The sequence below is a fragment of the Actinoplanes sp. NPDC051513 genome, assembly GCF_044454685.1.
Lineage (GTDB): Bacteria > Actinomycetota > Actinomycetes > Mycobacteriales > Micromonosporaceae > Actinoplanes.
Genome location: NZ_JBITDW010000008.1, coordinates 217,221 through 233,288, shown reverse-complemented (window position 1 = coordinate 233,288; position 16,068 = coordinate 217,221). Strand labels below are relative to the sequence as shown.

At 70.6% G+C, this 16,068-nt stretch carries 15 protein-coding genes and 1 pseudogene (1 of these 16 cut by a window edge); 5 read left to right on the top strand and 11 right to left on the bottom strand.

The annotated features are described in order from the left end of the window. On the top strand, positions 1-214 hold the 3' end of the coding sequence (locus tag ACIA5D_RS26425; RefSeq protein ID WP_396033083.1) for a glycosyltransferase. 695 nt of this gene lie to the left of the window's left edge; 214 of the gene's 909 nt are visible here — the last part of the coding sequence; its start codon lies beyond the left edge, outside the window; the stop codon is at positions 212-214. Here the strand turns inward: ACIA5D_RS26425 and ACIA5D_RS26420 are convergent. The 4 genes from ACIA5D_RS26420 to ACIA5D_RS26405 form a co-directional block, all read right to left on the bottom strand. After that, complete coding sequence (locus ACIA5D_RS26420; protein ID WP_396032873.1) at positions 184-777, bottom strand: CAP domain-containing protein; 594 nt, start codon at positions 775-777, stop codon at positions 184-186. The genes ACIA5D_RS26425 and ACIA5D_RS26420 overlap by 31 nt on opposite strands. A 98-nt stretch (positions 778-875) precedes the next feature. Beyond that, positions 876-1,580 carry a M23 family metallopeptidase gene (locus ACIA5D_RS26415; protein ID WP_396032872.1) on the bottom strand — a complete coding sequence of 235 codons (705 nt, stop codon included), beginning with the start codon at positions 1,578-1,580 and terminating at the stop codon, positions 876-878. Positions 1,581-1,628: 48 nt separating this feature from the next. Continuing rightward, positions 1,629-2,741: an SPFH domain-containing protein gene (locus ACIA5D_RS26410; protein WP_396032871.1), complete on the bottom strand. Its 1,113-nt coding sequence runs from the start codon at positions 2,739-2,741 to the stop codon at positions 1,629-1,631. Positions 2,742-2,758: 17 nt separating this feature from the next. After that, complete coding sequence (locus tag ACIA5D_RS26405; protein WP_396032870.1) at positions 2,759-2,989, bottom strand: hypothetical protein; 231 nt, start codon at positions 2,987-2,989, stop codon at positions 2,759-2,761. A 102-nt stretch (positions 2,990-3,091) separates the two neighbouring features. Between ACIA5D_RS26405 and ACIA5D_RS26400 the strand changes: the two genes are divergently transcribed. Then, entirely contained in the window at positions 3,092-4,369 is a 1,278-nt protein-coding gene (locus ACIA5D_RS26400) for an FAD-binding oxidoreductase (protein ID WP_396032869.1), read from the top strand. 50 nt (positions 4,370-4,419) lie between these two features. Here the strand turns inward: ACIA5D_RS26400 and ACIA5D_RS26395 are convergent, their stop codons facing one another. Continuing rightward, on the bottom strand, positions 4,420-6,375 hold the full coding sequence (locus ACIA5D_RS26395; protein WP_396033082.1) for a M4 family metallopeptidase: 1,956 nt from the start codon (positions 6,373-6,375) through the stop codon (positions 4,420-4,422). Positions 6,376-6,658: 283 nt separating this feature from the next. Between ACIA5D_RS26395 and ACIA5D_RS26390 the strand changes: the two genes are divergently transcribed. Next, entirely contained in the window at positions 6,659-7,471 is an 813-nt protein-coding gene (locus tag ACIA5D_RS26390; RefSeq protein ID WP_396032867.1) for an LLM class flavin-dependent oxidoreductase, read from the top strand. Here ACIA5D_RS26390 and ACIA5D_RS26385 read toward each other — a convergent pair. Continuing rightward, positions 7,458-8,222 (bottom strand): polysaccharide lyase family 7 protein, encoded by a 765-nt coding sequence (locus tag ACIA5D_RS26385; RefSeq protein WP_396032865.1) that lies wholly within the window; start codon positions 8,220-8,222, stop codon positions 7,458-7,460. The genes ACIA5D_RS26390 and ACIA5D_RS26385 overlap by 14 nt on opposite strands. Before the next feature lie 121 nt (positions 8,223-8,343). Next, positions 8,344-9,177, bottom strand: a complete 834-nt coding sequence (locus ACIA5D_RS26380; protein WP_396032864.1) for a class I SAM-dependent methyltransferase — start codon at positions 9,175-9,177, stop codon at positions 8,344-8,346. Between the two features lie 64 nt (positions 9,178-9,241). Here ACIA5D_RS26380 and ACIA5D_RS26375 point away from each other — a divergent pair, with 64 nt between their 5' ends. Beyond that, the gene (locus ACIA5D_RS26375) at positions 9,242-10,282 is read left to right on the top strand and encodes an alpha/beta fold hydrolase (protein ID WP_396032863.1); all 1,041 of its coding nucleotides are present in this window, start codon (positions 9,242-9,244) and stop codon (positions 10,280-10,282) included. 115 nt (positions 10,283-10,397) lie between these two features. On the opposite strand, the gene ACIA5D_RS26370 is transcribed toward ACIA5D_RS26375, so the two are convergent. From ACIA5D_RS26370 to ACIA5D_RS26355, 4 genes and pseudogenes are all read right to left on the bottom strand, one after another. After that, complete coding sequence (locus ACIA5D_RS26370; RefSeq protein WP_396032862.1) at positions 10,398-11,606, bottom strand: CynX/NimT family MFS transporter; 1,209 nt, start codon at positions 11,604-11,606, stop codon at positions 10,398-10,400. Positions 11,607-11,657: 51 nt separating this feature from the next. Further along, the gene (locus tag ACIA5D_RS26365; RefSeq protein ID WP_396032861.1) at positions 11,658-12,488 is read right to left on the bottom strand and encodes a siderophore-interacting protein; all 831 of its coding nucleotides are present in this window, start codon (positions 12,486-12,488) and stop codon (positions 11,658-11,660) included. 811 nt (positions 12,489-13,299) lie between these two features. Beyond that, positions 13,300-13,872 (bottom strand): annotated as a pseudogene (locus ACIA5D_RS26360) (hypothetical protein); the annotation flags it as partial. 456 nt (positions 13,873-14,328) lie between these two features. Next, positions 14,329-15,090 carry a glycerophosphodiester phosphodiesterase gene (locus tag ACIA5D_RS26355; protein WP_396032860.1) on the bottom strand — a complete coding sequence of 254 codons (762 nt, stop codon included), beginning with the start codon at positions 15,088-15,090 and terminating at the stop codon, positions 14,329-14,331. Between the two features lie 190 nt (positions 15,091-15,280). Here ACIA5D_RS26355 and ACIA5D_RS26350 point away from each other — a divergent pair, with 190 nt between their 5' ends. Then, positions 15,281-16,060 carry an L-type lectin-domain containing protein gene (locus tag ACIA5D_RS26350; protein ID WP_396032859.1) on the top strand — a complete coding sequence of 260 codons (780 nt, stop codon included), beginning with the start codon at positions 15,281-15,283 and terminating at the stop codon, positions 16,058-16,060. Positions 16,061-16,068: the final 8 nt, after the last annotated feature.

Here is a 16,068-nt window from a genome sequence, read left to right as displayed (position 1 = left end):
GCGGCGCCCGGCGGCCGGGGGCCGGGGGGGGGCCGCCGCCGCCCCCCCCCCCCCGGGCCGGGGGCCCCCCCCCCCCCCCCCCCCCCCCCCCCCCCACTCGCTGTCGAGGGGCCGCCATGATCAGGCCCTGGTCGGGGCCGCGGGCGGCCGGGTCGGTGCTGCCGAGGGTGGCCCAGGCCGCGGTCAGGAGCGGCCGAAGTCCTGGGTCCAGTAGGGCGCGCCGCCCTTGGTGTAGGCCAGGCCGACGCCCACCGCGACGCTGCCGCAGTTGAGGATGTTGGCGCGGTGGCCGGGGCTGTTCATCCAGCCGGTGACGACGACCTTCGGGGTGCGGTAGCCCCAGGCGATGTTCTCGGCGCTCGCGCTCCGGCTCGGGTAGCCGGCCGCCGCCTCGCGGGCGACGAAGTTGCTGCCGTTCGAGCCGGTGTGGCTGAAGAAGTTGCGCGTCACCATGTCGGTGCTGTGCGCGCGGGCGGCCGTGCGGAGCCGCTCGTCGATCCGCAGGGCCTTGCAGCCCTTCGCGGTGCGCTGCACGTTGGTCAGGCGCACGACCTCGTTCTCGTACCCCGTCATGACCTCGGCCGACGGCTTCGCGACCGCGGTGGCGGAGGCCGCGGTGGCGGAGGCCGCGGTGGCGGCGGAGGCCGCGGTGGGGGCGGAGGCCGCGGTGGGGGCGGAGGCCGCGGTGGGGGCGGAGGCCGTGCTGGCCGCGAAGGCCGGCGCGCCGAACAGGGTCGGGATGGCGGCGAGCGCGGCGATGGCAACGAGACGCTTCAAGTGTTTCCTCCTGGCGATCGGTGACGTGAATACCGATCGGGGAGGAGCGCCGGGCGGTGAGCGGGTAAACCGCCCTGCACCCGGCGCGACCCGAAGCGCTACTTGTCGACGGTCGGCGCCTTGGGGCAGCCGTGCTTCTGCTGCCAGGCCTTGACCGCCGCCACCGGGGACTTCTGGCCCTTCTTGCGCCAGGAGTCCAGGTACGGCCAGGGGTAGAGCGTGCCGCGCTGGTTCCACCAGTCACCGGTCTTGGCGCACGGCGGCGAGATCCCGAAGTGCAGGTGGCAGGCGCTCGCGTCGCCGGTGTCGCCGGTCTTTCCGAGGGTTTGACCGCTCTTGACCCGTACACCCGGATTTATGGCCTTATCGATCGCCGAGAGATGCGATCCGTAGTAGCGCACGCCGTCGTCGCCCAGGAGGGAGACGGACAGGCCGCCCCGGGTGGCGCCCGCGTTGACCTTGGGCGACCACGTGTCCTTCTTGCTGACGGCCAGGACGACGCCGCTGGTCACGGCCACGAAGCGGTTGCCGCAGGCGGTCATGACGTCGGTGGCCTGGTAATCGTGGTGGGTGTGCGCGTACGAGCTCTTGCCGACCACCGGAAACGTGTACGTGATCTTGACGACGGCGGCTGCCTTCGGCTTGGCGGCGGCCGACGGGCTGGGCGCCGGAGAAGGCGCCGAGGTCGGCTCGAGGCTTTTCACCGAGCCCACCCAGGCCGGTTCGGCCTTGGGTGACGAGGAGCAGGCCGCGACCGCGGCGACGCTCAGGCCGGCCAGAACGAGTTTGCGGAGCGAAGGCACGCGGCCCAACATAACAGCCCGGCCGCGAGGTGGCGGCCGGGCCGTTTCTCACGCCGCCGACTTGGGCCCGATCGGGGTGATCGCCGTGCCGGGCTCGGGGTGCAGACCCTTCCGCAGGGTTTCGAGCATGGTCATGCCCTGCGCGGCCAGCGACGCGACAACGCTGTTGAGCCCCTCGGCGCCGTCCAGCACCGTCACGTTCGCGCCCTGCAGGCCCTCGGCCGCGGCCCGCAGCATGTCCGGCAGCTTGTCGATGATCGCCTGATCGAGCGCGATCCGGCCCTGGGCCGCCGCGGCCTCGGCGGACATCTTGGTGGCGTCGGCCTCGGCGCGGGCCAGCGCCCGGATCCGCTCGGCCTCGGCCTCGGCCGGCCGGATCACCTCGGCGATCAGCTCGGCCTCGCGCAGCTCGGCGTTCTTCTGGGCGACCAGCGCGCGCTCCTTGATCACGTCCTGAGCGGCGCGGGCGGCGGCGAGCGGGCCGGACTGTGCGGCGGTCTGCTGGGCCTGGTCGATCTCGGCCTGGTACTCGGCCTTGGCGATCGCGGTCTGCCGCGCGTACTCGGCCTGGTGCCGGATGCTCTCCTGCTGGGCCATCGCGCTCTGGCGGTCGGCGGCGGCCTGCGCGACCTTCGCCTCCTGGTTGACCCGGGCCTGGTGCGGCGCCGCGAGCGCCTTGATGTAGCCGACGCCCTTGTCGTCGATGCTGCTGATCTGCAGCGAGTCGACCGCCAGCCCGATCCGGGCCATCTCGGGCTTGCTGGCGTCGACGATCGCGTCGGCGAGCGTCTGCTGCTCGCGGATGATCGACTCGACGGTCATGCTGCCGATGATGCTGCGCAGGTGGCCCGAGAAGATCCGGCCGACGAGCGTGGGCATCTGGCCCTGGTCGCCCTGGAAGCGGCGGGCGGCCGCGGCGATCGACTCGTGGTCGTCGCCGACCTTGAAGGCGATGATCGCCTCGACGGACAGCGTGAGGCCCTGCTGGGTGTAGCAGTCCTCGGCGACCTCGGCCTCCTGCATGGCCAGCGTGAGCCGGGTGGCCTTGGAGATGATGGGCGCGACGAAGACGCCGTGCCCGGTGACGATCTTGAACGGCAACGCGTCCGCACCCCGTTGTTTGCGGCCACTGATCAGCAACGCCTCGTTGGGGGCGGGCACCCGATAACCGAACACTTCTACAGCCCTTCTTCGACGGGCCATGGCTCGACGTCGATCTGGCGCGCGCCACGGTTGTTGATGACGAGAACCTCGGACCCGGTGGGGACCGGCGTCGCGGCGTACGCGAGGTAGTAGTGCGCTATGCCCTGGACCAGCAGGCGTACCTCTCCGGCGCGCCCGCCGCCGCGGATCGCGGTGATCACCGTGCCGACCCGGCCGACCAGCGTCTCACTCGTCACAACTCGCATTGTGCTCCCGCCGCACCAGAGGGGCGGGGAGACACAGGTCACGCCGCGCGGGTCTCACATCCGTCCGGTCCGTTTCGTCAGCCGGATATGAAGAAAACAGACTTGGGTGGAGAAGTTCTGGAGCCCGGGACTGCGGAGTACGCGGCGGCGAGTGGCTCGCTGTTCGCATCCGGCAGCCCGGCCTTCGTGGTACGTCCCGGCAGCGTCCGGGATGTGCAGGCGGCCGTCACGTTCGCCGCCGGCTGGGATCTGAAACTTTCCGTGCGCGGCGGCGGCCACAGCTTCGTCGGCTTCGGCACCAACGACGACGGCATCGTGGTCGACCTGAGCCGCCTGGCCGACGTCTCGCTGACCGACAAAGACCGTCATGTCGTACGGATCGGTGGCGGCGCGACGTGGGGGCAGGTCACGACGGCGCTGGCCCCGCACGGCCTGGCGATCTCGTCGGGCGACACCAGGAGCGTCGGGGTCGGCGGGCTGACCCTGACCGGCGGCATCGGCTGGAAGGTCCGCAAGTACGGGCTGGCGCTGGACAGCGTGGTCGCGGCCGAGGTGGTGACGGCCGATGGTGACCTCGTGCGGGCGAGCGCCGACGAGAACCCGGAGCTGTTCTGGGCCCTTCGCGGTGGTGGCGGCAACTTCGGGATCGTGACCGCGTTCGAGTTCGCCGCGCACCCGACGACCGACGTCTTCCACGGCCGGATCGCCTTCCCCGCCGCCGAGGCGGGCAACGTCCTGAACGGGTGGGCCGACTACATGCGTACGGCGCCGGAGGAGCTCACGTCGATCGCGTCGTTCGCCAACCCGTTCGCCGGTGGCGCGCAGGCGCCGGTCGAGGTCCACGTCGCGTACGACGGAGACGACCCCTCGCTCGCCGCGCGGGCTCTCGACCCGATTCGCGGGCTCGGCACGGTGGTCGCCGACGAGGTGACGCTCAAGGCGTACGCCGACGTGCTCGTGGACGGGCTGGTCCCGCCGCCCGGATTCCGGTTCGTCAGCCGCGGCGCTTTCGTGGACAGGGAGTCGGTGTCCGACGCGCTGCGGGTTCTGGTCGAGATCGGAGCGTCGGGACAGTCGCCGGCAATCGCGGTCCGCAGCGTCGGCGGCGCGGTGGCCCGGGTCCCCGGCGACGCCACCGCGTACGCGCACCGGCAGGCGGAGCTGATGGTCACGACCGCCACCGTGAACCAGGAGCAGACGGCGACCTGGGAGCGGCTCGGGCCGCACGTGAGCGGCGCCTACGCCAATTTCCTCAGCTCGGCCACCGATCAGGACGTCGCCGCGATCTACCCGGAGGAGACCTACCGGCGGCTCGTCGCGGTCAAGCGCGAGTACGACCCGGCCAATCTCTTTTCCGGCAACCACAACGTGCGTCCGTGACGGCGGAGGGCCGGCGCGAGCACGCGCCGGCCCTCCCTTGTCTTACGACCTCAGCTGGTGGTGAGGGCGGTGTTGTCGATCTGGAAGGACGTCTGAAGCGAGGAGTCCTCGACGCCGCTGAACGAGATCGTCACGGTCTGTCCCTTGAGGCTGGACACGTCGAACGACTTCAGGGCGTACGCGGAGCTCTTGTTGAGGTTGGAGTAGGTCGCGAGGGTCGTCGAGCCGGCCTTGACGGTCAGCTTGTCGTACGCCGTCGACGTGGTGGTCTCGGCCGACGTGATCTTCAGGTAGAAGCTCAGCGTCGCGGTCGAGGCGGTGGACGGGATCGTCACCGACTGGGTCAGCGTGTCGGTGTGGGTGGTGCCGTAGCCGTCGAGCCAGGCGAAGTAGCTGCCCGCGTAGGGAACGTTGGTACCGGACGCGGTCGAGATGACGCCCGAGGTCTGCGACCAGGTGGTGGCGCCGCTCTCGAAGCCCGGGTTGCCGAGCAGGTTGGTGCCGGTCGGCGGCGTGGTGGTGCCGGAGCAGGTCGGATCGGCCGACTGGGCCGGAACGCTGATCGCGTCCCATGCCGCCTTGACCGTGTTGAACTCGGTGCAGCTGCCCGGGTACAGGTTCTTGGCCGCGGTGAGCGTCCAGGTCCGGTACTTCAGGTACGACGAGCTCGAGGTCTTCAGCAGCATCGCGTTGTACATGATGGTGATGGCCTTCTGGATGCCCAGGCCGGTCACCGTCGAGCTGTTGCAGGTCGAGCTGGCGGGCTGGCCGTTGCCGCTGGTGCCCTGCGCGAGCAGGTAGAACCAGTGGTTGCCGGGACCGGCCGCGGCGTGCACCTCCTGCGACGGGACGCTCGAGGAGTAGCAGTTCGAGTCGCCCAGCGCCGACGGGTTGTACATGTTGCGGATCGGGCCGCTGCCGACGAGGTTGACTTCCTCGCCGACGGTGTAGTCCGGCGGGTCGTTCGGGTTGTTGATGTACCACTCGGTCGCCGCGCCGAAGGTGTCGGCCACGAACTCCTGAGTGTTGCCGCCCGAGATACCGCCCGGGGTGTAGTCGTCGATGCCGTGGCCGAGCTCGTGGCCCAGCACGTCCGCCGACGAGATCCACTGACCGGCGGTGTTCTTGCCGATCTGCACCTGGCTGCCGTCGTAGTACGCGTTCTGGTCGTTCAGGCCGACCCGGATCGGCCACGCCCCGCCCGAGCCGTTCTGCCCGTTGCGGCCCAGCCACGCGGAGAGCATCGCGGTCTGCTTCTCACCCACGTACAGGGCGTCGACGCAGCCGGTCTCCTTGTTGGTGCCGGTGCCGTTGCCCCAGACGTTGTCGGTCCCGCTGAACGTCGTGTTGGTCGACGCGTCCTGGCACTGCATCGTCGACTGGGTCGAGGACCGCATCGAGTACGTCGAACCGGAGAGGGTGGTGTCGATGGTGACCGACCCGTTGATCCAGCCGGTGCCGGTGCCGGAAACGTCGATGACGTGCTCCTTGGTGCTGAGCACGGCGCCGGTCAGGGCGTCGACGTTCACGGAGAGCCGGCTGACACCCTCGGCGCCGATGCCGTCGACCGTCGTCTGCCAGGCGAGCCTCGCGGCCGAGCCCTCCGGCGCCACCACGACGAGTTTGGTGCCCTCCACCTTGGACACTGACTTGAGCTGCTTCTTGGCGATCGCCGCGGCGTCCGCATCGCTCAGCTTCGGCGTGACGGACAGCTCGCCGATCGGGCTCGACTGCGCTACCGAGGTGAACTTGGTTGCCCCGTTGGCGTCGGTCATGACGACGAGGTCGCCGCCCTCGACCGGAAGGCCCTTGTAGTTGCGGAGGTAGGGGACGTAGTTGAGGCCGTGCGACGAGATCACCTTCTGCTGCTGGAAGGTGTCGTAGCTGCTCGCCTGAAGGACCGACGGCTTGCTCGCGACGAGCGCGTCGGCCTTGGTGGCCGCCGTCTTCGCCGCGGCCGCCGGGTCGCTCGGCTGAGCAGTGGCCGGCTGGGCCACCGCGACCATGGCTGACGCGGCGGCTGTTCCCGCTGCCAGCGCGACGATCAGGGGGGTTCGACGTTTCACGCGGGTGCTCCTTTCCCGCCCGGGGGTCTGGGCGGGCTCAAGGTCCGGTGGACGATGAGTCACACCAGGACGACTTGAGGTGAGACGCTAGGCATCGACGGGCATCTTTGGAAATAGGGAAAACCCTTGCGCCTACCACCGGGTACATACGACTTAGGTCGTACTCGCGGTGTAGACCGTGGTCGGATGCGCCCGATCTTCCGTTCGCGGGACCATGCTGGGCATGAACTTTCGCTTCGGAGTCGTCGCCGGCAAGGCGCCCTCGGGCGCCGAATGGGCCGCCACCGCACGCAGGGCGGAAGAGTTGGGGTACGACACCCTGCTCATCCCCGACACCCTGCACACCTTCGCGCCGTTCGCGGCGCTGGCCGCGGCCGCCGCCGTGACCCAAACCCTGCGCCTGGGCACGTACGTGCTGAGCGCACCCAACCGGGCGCCCGGTCTCGTCGCCTGGGAGACCGAGACGTTGCAGCAGCTCAGCGACGGTCGTTTCGAGCTGGGCGTGGGCGGCGGCCGGCCGGGCGCCGCCGCCGACGCGGCGGTGCTGGGCGGCTCGTTCGGCTCCCCCGCTTCCCGCATCGAGCGGGTGGCCGAGACGATCGCGGCGGTCCGCAAGCTCGAGAACGCGCCGCCGGTGCTGGTCGCCGCGAGCGGCCCGCGGATGCTGCGGCTGGCCGCCGCCGAGGCCGACATCGTGGCTCTGGGTCTGCCGCCGCAGTCGACCGAGCCCGAATTGGCCCGGACGGTAGAGATCTTGCGGGACAGTGACCGCTTCAATCAGCTCGAGCTGCACATGAACGTGGCCGGCGTCGCGCCGACGGTCGACGACCTGCCGCCGTTCCTGTCGCGCATGGTCGGCGGCGACCCGCGCGAGATGGCGGCGGCCGGCGGCATCGCCTTCCTCACCGGCCCGGCCGAGCAGATCGCCGATCTGCTCTGCCGGCGCCGGGAGGAGTTCGACATCTCGTACATCGGGGTGAGCGGCCTGTTCATGGAGCAGTTCGCCCCGGTGATCGAGCTGCTCAGGCGTGCGTGACGGTCAGCGCGTAAAACTTGACCTTCGCGCCGTTGGTGGTGCTGTCCGAGGAGGACTGGTTGTAGGAGCCGGCCTTGAAGTACTGCTTGTACGGGTTGAACGAGGACGGGATGGTGTAGCTGGTCTTCGCCCCGTTCACCGTCAGGTTGATCTTGTTGCCGGTCACGTTGATGGTGTAGGTCCACTTCACGCCGAGCGCCACGTTGCCGACCTTGTGCAGCGTCTGCCCGCCGGCCGGCGAGTTCTCGGTGCCGAGGTAGATGTCGCCGTTCGGCCGGTAGTACAGCTCGAGCAGCGGCTTGGTCGACGAGCCGCCCGAGCCGAGGTGGACCTGCCCGACGCAGACGTTCTTGGTGACCGAGGGAATGCGCAGCTGGGCGTTCATCGTGTGGTTGCCCGAGAGCGACCACTCGCCGGTCTCCCGCAGCTCGGACCGGGCGTAATTGGAGTTCGGCGTGGTCACGCCCTTCTCCGGCGCCCAGAAGGTCATCGACCCGTCGTTCTTGTCGGTCCAGAAGTACGCCGGGTTGCTGTAGCCGTTGACGCCCTTGAGCTGCGCCGGCTGGATCGTGTCGGGCTTGCCCGGCGAGCCCGTGGGCAGCTGGAGCTGCCAGATCGACAGGTTGAAGTTGCCGCCGGGCGGGAGTGTCGGGTCGAGGGTGGCCGCCGACGCGTTGGTGATGCCGAGGACACTGAGCGTGCCGACCACCGCGACGGACACGGCGATCGCGAGCAGCTTCCGCTTCTTCATGGGGATACCTCTTGCAGCCGTCGAGGGGAATTGGCAAGGCGGCTAACAGTAGGCTCGGCCATCGATGTCTGTCCTTAAATAACCTTAAATCAACCCCCTGCCGCGTACGTCCTCAGCACCGTCACCGCGGGGCTTCGCCACGGACGGCCCAGGCCCGGGCGGTCAGGGCGATCTTGCCGTCGCCGTCGCGGGGGAGGCGGGCGTCGAGGAGGTCGCGGATCGCCCGTTGCCGATCGGGCCTCAGGCGGGCCAGGTAGGCGGGCGCCGCGCCCTGACCGCCCAGGAAGGGCCGCCAGTAGTCGTCGAAGTCCGCGAAGACCGTGGGGATCTCGATCGGCCGGGTCTCGACGTCGCGCAGCCCGGCGTCGGTCCACGCCTGCGCCAGCGCGCCGGGGTGGCAGATCGGGAAGCGCGGGCCCTCGTCCTGGTCGGCGGCGGCCGGGTCGACCTCGAGCGAAGCGTCCCAGAAGTGGCGCATCATCTGCATGCCGGTCGTGTAGTCCCAGACGTAGACGGCCACCGTCGCGCCCGGGGCGGCCACCCGGGCGAACTCGTTCACCGCCCGCTGCGCGCCGGGCACGAAGTTCAGGGCCAGGCCGCTCACCACCGCGTCGAAGCGGGCTTCGCCGAGGGGCAGGGCGGAGGCGTCGCCGGCCACGAAGCGTGCGGCCGGGAGGTGGGCGCGGGCCTCGGCCAGAAAGCCCCGCGACATGTCGACGCCCACGACGAGGGCCGGCGACGCGGCGGCCAGCACGGCGCCGGTGAGCGCGCCGGTGCCGCAGCCCGCGTCCAGCCAGCGGCCGCCCGCCGGCGCCGCCCGCTGCTCGTCGCCCGGCACCGCCCGCTGCTCGTCTTCCGGCGCCGTCAGCCAGCGCAGGAATTCGGCCGCCACCGGGCGGCTCCATCGACCGACGTAAGCCTCGTACGCGTCGCCGACCGCCCATACGTCTCCCATGACCTCCGAGGATATGTGGGCCGGCCACACTGTCCAGGGGCGTCGGCGGTGGGAAGCTGCGGCGATGGAAGAGGTAACCGTGGCCGTCCGCGGCATTTCGCTCAACGTTCTCGTCTCGGGGCCGGACGACGGCACGCCGGTGCTGCTCGTGCACGGCAACTGCTCGTCCGCCGACTTCTGGCGGCCGCTCCTGCGCCACCTGCCGCCCACCCTGCGGGTCGTCGTGCCCGACCTGCGGGGATACGGCCGCTCCGAGACCGCGCCGGTCGACGCCACCCGCGGCCTGCGCGACTTCGCCGACGACGTGGCGGCGCTGCTCGAGGACCCGGCCCTGTTCCCCGGCGGCGGGCCGGTCACCGTCGCCGCCCACTCCATGGGGTGCGGCGTCGCGATGCAGCTGCTCGTCGACCACCCGTCGCGGGTGTCGGCGCTGCTGCTCGAGGCGCCGCTCAGCCCGTACGGTTTCGGCGGCACCCGCGACCTCGACGGCACCCCTACGACGGCCGACTTCGCCGGCACCGGCGGTGGCGGCGCCAACCCCGACTTCGTGCGCCGGATCGCCGAGGGCGACCGCAACGACGACGGCCCGACCAGCCCGCTCGCCGTGTTGCGTACCGCCTACGTGGCCGACCCGGCGTCGCTCGGCGATGACGAGCAGCTGCTGCTGGACACGGTGCTGTCGACGGCGATCGGCGACGACAACTACCCCGGCGACAGCAAGCCCAGCGAGAACTGGCCCGGCGTCGCGCCCGGGGACCGCGGCGTGCTCAACACGATGGCCCCGAACCACTTCAACATCGCCGCCGAGCTGGTGGCCGTCGCTGCCAAGCCGCCGATCACCTGGGTGCGCGGCGACCGGGACGCCATCGTCTCCGACACGTCGTTCTTCGATCTGGCGTACCTCGGCTCGCTCGGCGTGGTCCCCGGCTGGCCGGGCGCCGAAGCCTGCCCGCCCCAGCCGATGGTGAGCCAGACCCGCGCGGTCCTCGACCGCTACTCGGCCGCCGGCGGCGCCTACACCGAGGTCGTGTACGAGAGCTGCGGACACTCCCCACACGTGGAGCGCCCGACCGAGGTGGCGACGGAGCTCCTCAAACTGCTCTGAAAGCGCCCGCCCGCCGCGACTCATCAACGGTGAGTTGCGGCGCGGAGCGTGCGGCGGGTCATCAAGGTCGCGCGGCGTCGGCCGGTCTGCGCGGCGGCCCCGCCCCGGGCGCGGGTCAGATCTGGCGGTCGCGGCCGGCGGCCATGCCGGCTATGCCCTGCGGGATCATCAGCACGATCATGAGGGCCAGCGGCACCCGCCAGCCGTTCGTGTGGTCGTGCAGCACGCCTACCAGGATCGGGCCCGGGATGGCCAGCAGGTAACCGACGCCCTGGGCGAACGCCGACAACCGCACCACCGTGGCCGGCGAGCTGCCGCGTAGGCCGATCATCGTGAGGACCAGCGGGAACGCCGTGTTGACGATGCCCAGCAGCACCGCCCACGCCCAGGGCGCGGCGGCCGGGTCCCACCACAGGCCCGCGTAGCCGGCCATGCCGAAGACGGCGAGCGTCCCGGCTATCCAGCTCTGGCTGCGCATCTTGCCGGCCAGTGCCGACAGGGCCATGCCGAGCGGCACGCCGAGCAGGGAGGTGGCCGCGAACAGCAGGCCGGCCTCGTCCGCCGACAGGCCGGCGTCGCGGTAGATCTGAGGGAGCCAGCCGATGATCACGTAGGCGGAGGTCGACTGGAGGCCGAAGTACACGGCGAGCGCCCACGCGACCGGGTGCCTGCTCACCCGTACCAGATCGTGGGCTTGGGTCTGGGTCTTGACCGTGTGATCGTTGCGGGCGAGCGGGATCCACGCCGGGAGCGCGATCACCGCCAGGACCGCCCAGCAGGCCAGGCCGAGGCGCCAGTCGCCGCCGAACGAGTCGGTCAGCGGGACCGTCGCGGCGGCCGCCAGGGTCGCGCCGAGGTTGAGCGCCACCGTGTAGAGGCCGGTCATGGTGCCGACCTGGGTGGGGAAGTGCTCTTTGACGATCATTGGGAGCAGCACGTTCACGACCGCGATGCCGGCCAGTGCCACCACGCTGAGCAGGAGGAACAGTGCGGTTCCGGGCACGTAGGCGCGCAGCGCCAGGCCCACGGCGAGCACCGCGAGGCCCACGATGATCACGCGGGCGGGGCCGAAGCGGCGGGCGAGGCGCGGCGCCGCGAGGCCGAGGATCGCGAAGCAGAATGCCGGGATCGAGGTGAGCAGGCCGGCGACCGAGGAGCTCATGCCGAGCCCGGAGCGGACCTCGCTGAGCACCGGACCGACGCTGGTCACTGCCAGCCGGAGGTTGACCGCGGCGAGCAGCAGCGCCGCCACCGCGATGAGACGCGCCCGGGTCCTCGAGACCGCGGGGCGCGAGGTTGTCAGCTCCTCTTCGGCAATCACCACTTACACATCATCGGCGTTACCTGCCGGAAACGCCTGGTGGAGTGCGGGCACTCACACCGCTTCCTGCTCCTTCTCCACCTGCTGGTTCCACTCGCGCTTCGACGACTGCCAGCCGTCCTCGTTCATTCCCAGCCGCCAATAGCCCGAGATCGACAGCTGTTCGAGCGGGATCGCGCAGTCCCGGCGCAGGAAGGCGCGCAGCTCCTTGACCAGGTGCGCCTCGCCGTGCACGAACGCGTGGACCTTGCCCGCGGGGAAGTCGCAGCCGCGGACCGTCTCGACGAGCAGCGTGCCGGGCCGGGCGTCGCCGCGGTGCAGCCAGACGATCTCCGCGTCGGCGTGCGTCTCGAGCTTCTGCTCCTCGTCGGGGCCGGACACCTCGATGAACGCGCGCACGGTCGCGCCGGCCGGCATGCCCTCGAGCGCCGCGCCGATCGCCGGCAGCGCGCTCTCGTCCCCGGCCAGCAGGTGCCACGCGGCGTCCTCGCGCGGCGCGTACCCGCCGCCCGGCCCCATGAACAGGACCGTGTCGCCGGGCTGGGCGCCCGCCGCCCACGGTCCCGCGATGCCCTCGTCGCCGTGCACCACGAAGTCGAGCCACATCTCGGGGATCTCGGGCAGCCACTTGCGCACCGTGTAGGTGCGGACCACGGGCCAGTCGGCAGGCGGCATCGTCTCGCGGATCACGCCCTGGTCGAACGGCTCCGGGTAGGTGACTCCCGGCCGGGGGAACAGCACCTTCACGTAGTGATCGGTGAACTCGCCCGCGGTGATCGCCCGGAGCCCCTCGCCGCCCACGACCACGCGGATCATGTGTGGGGTGAGCTGCTCCACGCGAGTCACGCTCGCCCGGTGGGCTGGCCGTGCCGGCCTGTTCGGCATGCTGATCCTCTTCCGCTCGATGATCGCCGCCTCGTCGTCGGTAAGGCTACCCTCACTCCCCGCCCACACGCGAAAGGACGGCCCACTCCGAGAAGTGGGCCGTCCTTTCGATGTTGGTGAAGGGTTACTCCCAGGGCGTGCCCGGGCGGCGGCGCCGGGTCAGCGCCATCACCGTGAGGCCGGCCAGCATCAGCACCACCGCGGCGCCGAGGAAGGCGACCGTGTTGTTGCCGGTCAGCGCCAGCACCCCGCTCTTCTCCTCGCTGGTGGTCTGCGCGGCCACCTGCTGGGCGGTCGGCGGCTCGAGGCCCGAGTTCGGCTGGCCGTCGTCGTTGGAGTAGGTGTAGTCGTCGCCGGCGGCGGCCTCGGAGCTCTTGCTTGCCTTCGGCTTCGCCTTCGCGGTCTCCTCACCCTGAGTGTCGTCGCTCTGGGTGTCGTCGCTCGCGGTGTCGTTGTCGCCGGTCGCGGTGGCGTCGCTTTCTTCCGTACGGGTGGAGGTCGGCGCCGTCGTCTTCGGGGCGGAGTCGGCCTTCTTCGTCCCGGTCGTGGTCGCCGGCTTCTTGGTCGTCGGCGTCGCCTTGGGAGTGAAGTCGTCCTTGGTGGTCGGCTGGGTGGCCTGGGTCGTCGGGGCGGTCGTGGCCGGGGCGGTGGTCGGAGCGGTGGTCGGAGCCGTGGTCGCGCCGCCGCCGTTGTTCCCGCCGCCGGTGTTCCCACCGTTGTTGCCGCCGCCGCCCTGGTTGCCGCCCGTGTTCCCACCGTTGTTGCCGCCGGTGTTCCCACCGCCGCCGGTGTTGCCGCCCTGGTTGGCGCCGCGGACCGTGATGCGGACCGCGTCGATGGCCGGCGTCTCGTTGGCACGCTCCATCATCGGCACCCGGTGCGAGCCGTCGCCGGCCCACGAGGCGCACTGCGCGGTGCCGATCGTCGGCATGCCCGGCACCTGGATGGTCACCGTGTCGGGGGCCTTGCCGCCCTTCTTGTCCTCGGTCGCCACGAAGAACGCGGGGACCGGCGCGGGGTCGGGCGCTTCCCGGGTGCTCGCCAGCATGCGGCAGGCGGTGTGGAAGTGGCCACGCTCGATGCCGTTCTGCAGGACCGAGCCCTCCACGTAGTACCCGCCCTGGCCGGCCGCGAGGAACCGGTCGCGGATCAGGTTCCGCGTGCTGACCTTGAGCGTGAACGGCGTGTTGACCGTGACCGTGCGGGGCGCCTGCGTGATCAGCAGCGACGAGTTGTTGGCGGCGCTGGAGACCTCACCGAACTCGGTGGAGACGCAGCGGTCGCCCTTCTGGAAACCGTCGTGGGCCAGCAACTTGGAGTCCACGCACGTGTCGGTGAGGATCACCTGCCCGTTGACCACCTTGCCGGCGCCGCTGCCCGCGGGGGCGTCGTTCTCGGCGGCGCTGGAGATCGTGGTGAACGCGACGACCGCGCCCAGCGCGGCGATGACCGCACCGACCGCGAGAAGACGCCGGTTGCCACCTGGTGCGGTAGCACGGCGATAAGCCGACCTACGCATGCGCGATACCTGCCTTCGAAGAATCCGTCCGGCTCCCTGAAACCGGCCTTCGAACGGTAAGAGCAGCGCCCCGAAATAGCAATTCAAGCAGCGAATTTGATGAATTCTTGTCCCAAACTTAAAGAAGAAATATGCCGCCGGGCACGAACTCCGAGCATCCTCCGAACGGAGGATGTCCGGGGTTCAACAAGATCACGAGATTTTTCGCTGACCAGCGAACTTAGATGTCCACCGATCTACGGTCCGTCACGGGGCGGCTCCACATCAAATGTAGACCAAGATCGGCTTCCGGTGCCTCGGAGTCACCTGTGAATACGATTTTTAATGCGTCGGCCAAAGGCCTCGTGATTCGTACGCCTTTCGCAGCGCGGAAAGGTCGTCGGTCATGATGCCGTCCACGCCGAGGTCGATCAGGCGCAGCATCTCGGCGGGCTCGTCGATCGTCCACACGTGCACCTGCAGGCCGAGCCGGTGGCAGTGGCCGACGAACCGGCGGTCGACCACGGTGACCCGGGCGTGCCGCACCGGCACCTGGGCCGCCACCGCCGAGGCCGGCAGCCGCAGCGGCGCCCGGGCCCAGGCGGCGAGCCGCAGCAGCGTGACCGCACGCATCCCGAGCGAGGTGGCGACCCGCGGCCCGGCCAACTGCCGCAGCCGGGCCAGTCGCGCGTCGCTGAACGAGGCGAGCAGCACCCGGTTCTCGGCGCCGGCCCGGCGGATCGTCTCGACCGTGGGCCCGGTGCCGTTGCCGGCCTTGACGTCGATGTTGAAGCGGATGTCCGGCCAGGCCCCGAGCGTCTCGTCGAGGCGGGGGATCGCGGCCGCGCCGGCCACCCGGAGTGTGGCGAGGTCGGCCCAGCGCAGGTCGGCGACCCGGCCGGTGCTGCCGGTCAGCCGGGCGAGCGTGTCGTCGTGGAAGACGACCGGGATGCCGTCCGCGGTGGCGTGCACGTCGGTCTCGATGTACCGGAAGCCCAGCCGGATCGCGCGCGCGAAGGCCTCGGCGGTGTTCTCGTCGCCGATCGCGGCGCCACCGCGATGGGCGAAGGCGAGCGGCCTGGGCGCGTCGAGATAGGGGTGCACGCGGGGATCGTACGGCCGGCGTCACGCCGTACCCGATCAGGCTCTTTCGATCCGCGAGGATTCAGGGGATAAAGCCGGGAAACATCCAATTCGAGGTAAATAAACCGGACTCGCTTACGCGGCTCTGCGCACTGTCCTACCTTGGGGCTCGTCCAAGTGGGGCAAATCATCCGAAATGGAGCGCAGAACTGTGTTCTCTTCACGTTCCTCTCGAGTCGCTCGCGGCGGCCTTGTCGCCGCCCTCGCCTTCTCCATAGCGGGGGGCGTCACGCCCTCCGGCGCGTTCGCCGCGGACGACGAACCGCTGATCTACTACCCGACATTCGCCGGCGCCTCCACGTCGCTGGAACGCAACGGCAGCGCCGACATCCTCACCTCGTCCGGTCGCCTCCACCAGCGCATCCTGCGGCTCACCGCCGGCGGGTACCGGCAGGTCGGCTCGGCCTGGTCGCGCACCAAGCTCGACCTCGGCGAGTCGTTCGAGTCGGAGTTCAAGGTCTACCTGCACCACTTCAAGCCCGGCGCGGACGGCATCGCGTTCCTCGTGCAGGACGACGGCCCGCGGGCCCTCGGTGGCTGGGGCGGCGGCCTCGGCTACCGCGGCATCACCCGCAGCGTCGCGGTCGAGTTCGACACGTTCCAGAACTCCACCGACCCCAGCAACAACCACCTCGCCGTGGTGATGGGCGGCAACCCGGATCACCACTCGGCGGTCGGCGAGCCGTCGATCCCGCTGTACGGCAAGCCGTTCCTGGCCCGGGTCAACTACGACGCCGACAGCAACGACCTGCGGATCTACGTCAAGTCGCTGCGCGCGGGCTCCGAGGAGGAGCTCGCCCTCGAGACCACCGTCGACCTGGCCGACGAGGTCGGCTCGAGCACGGCCTGGGTCGGCTTCACCGCCGCGACCGGCAACGCGCTCTCGAAGCAGGACATCTACTCGTGGACGGTCGACGGGTCCGGCGCCTGATCGACCTC

Excerpts from the sequence above, each read along its gene's own strand:
- ACIA5D_RS26405 (WP_396032870.1), bottom strand. The coding sequence starts at position 2,989 with ATGCGAGTTGTGACGAGTGAGACGCTGGTCGGCCGGGTCGGCACGGTG.
- ACIA5D_RS26395 (WP_396033082.1), bottom strand. The coding sequence starts at position 6,375 with ATGGTCGCGGTGGCCCAGCCGGCCACTGCTCAGCCGAGCGACCCGGCG.
- ACIA5D_RS26390 (WP_396032867.1), top strand. The coding sequence starts at position 6,659 with ATGAACTTTCGCTTCGGAGTCGTCGCCGGCAAGGCGCCCTCGGGCGCC.
- ACIA5D_RS26385 (WP_396032865.1), bottom strand. The coding sequence starts at position 8,222 with ATGAAGAAGCGGAAGCTGCTCGCGATCGCCGTGTCCGTCGCGGTGGTC.
- ACIA5D_RS26380 (WP_396032864.1), bottom strand. The coding sequence starts at position 9,177 with ATGGGAGACGTATGGGCGGTCGGCGACGCGTACGAGGCTTACGTCGGT.
- ACIA5D_RS26375 (WP_396032863.1), top strand. The coding sequence starts at position 9,242 with ATGGAAGAGGTAACCGTGGCCGTCCGCGGCATTTCGCTCAACGTTCTC.
- ACIA5D_RS26365 (WP_396032861.1), bottom strand. The coding sequence starts at position 12,488 with ATGCCGAACAGGCCGGCACGGCCAGCCCACCGGGCGAGCGTGACTCGC.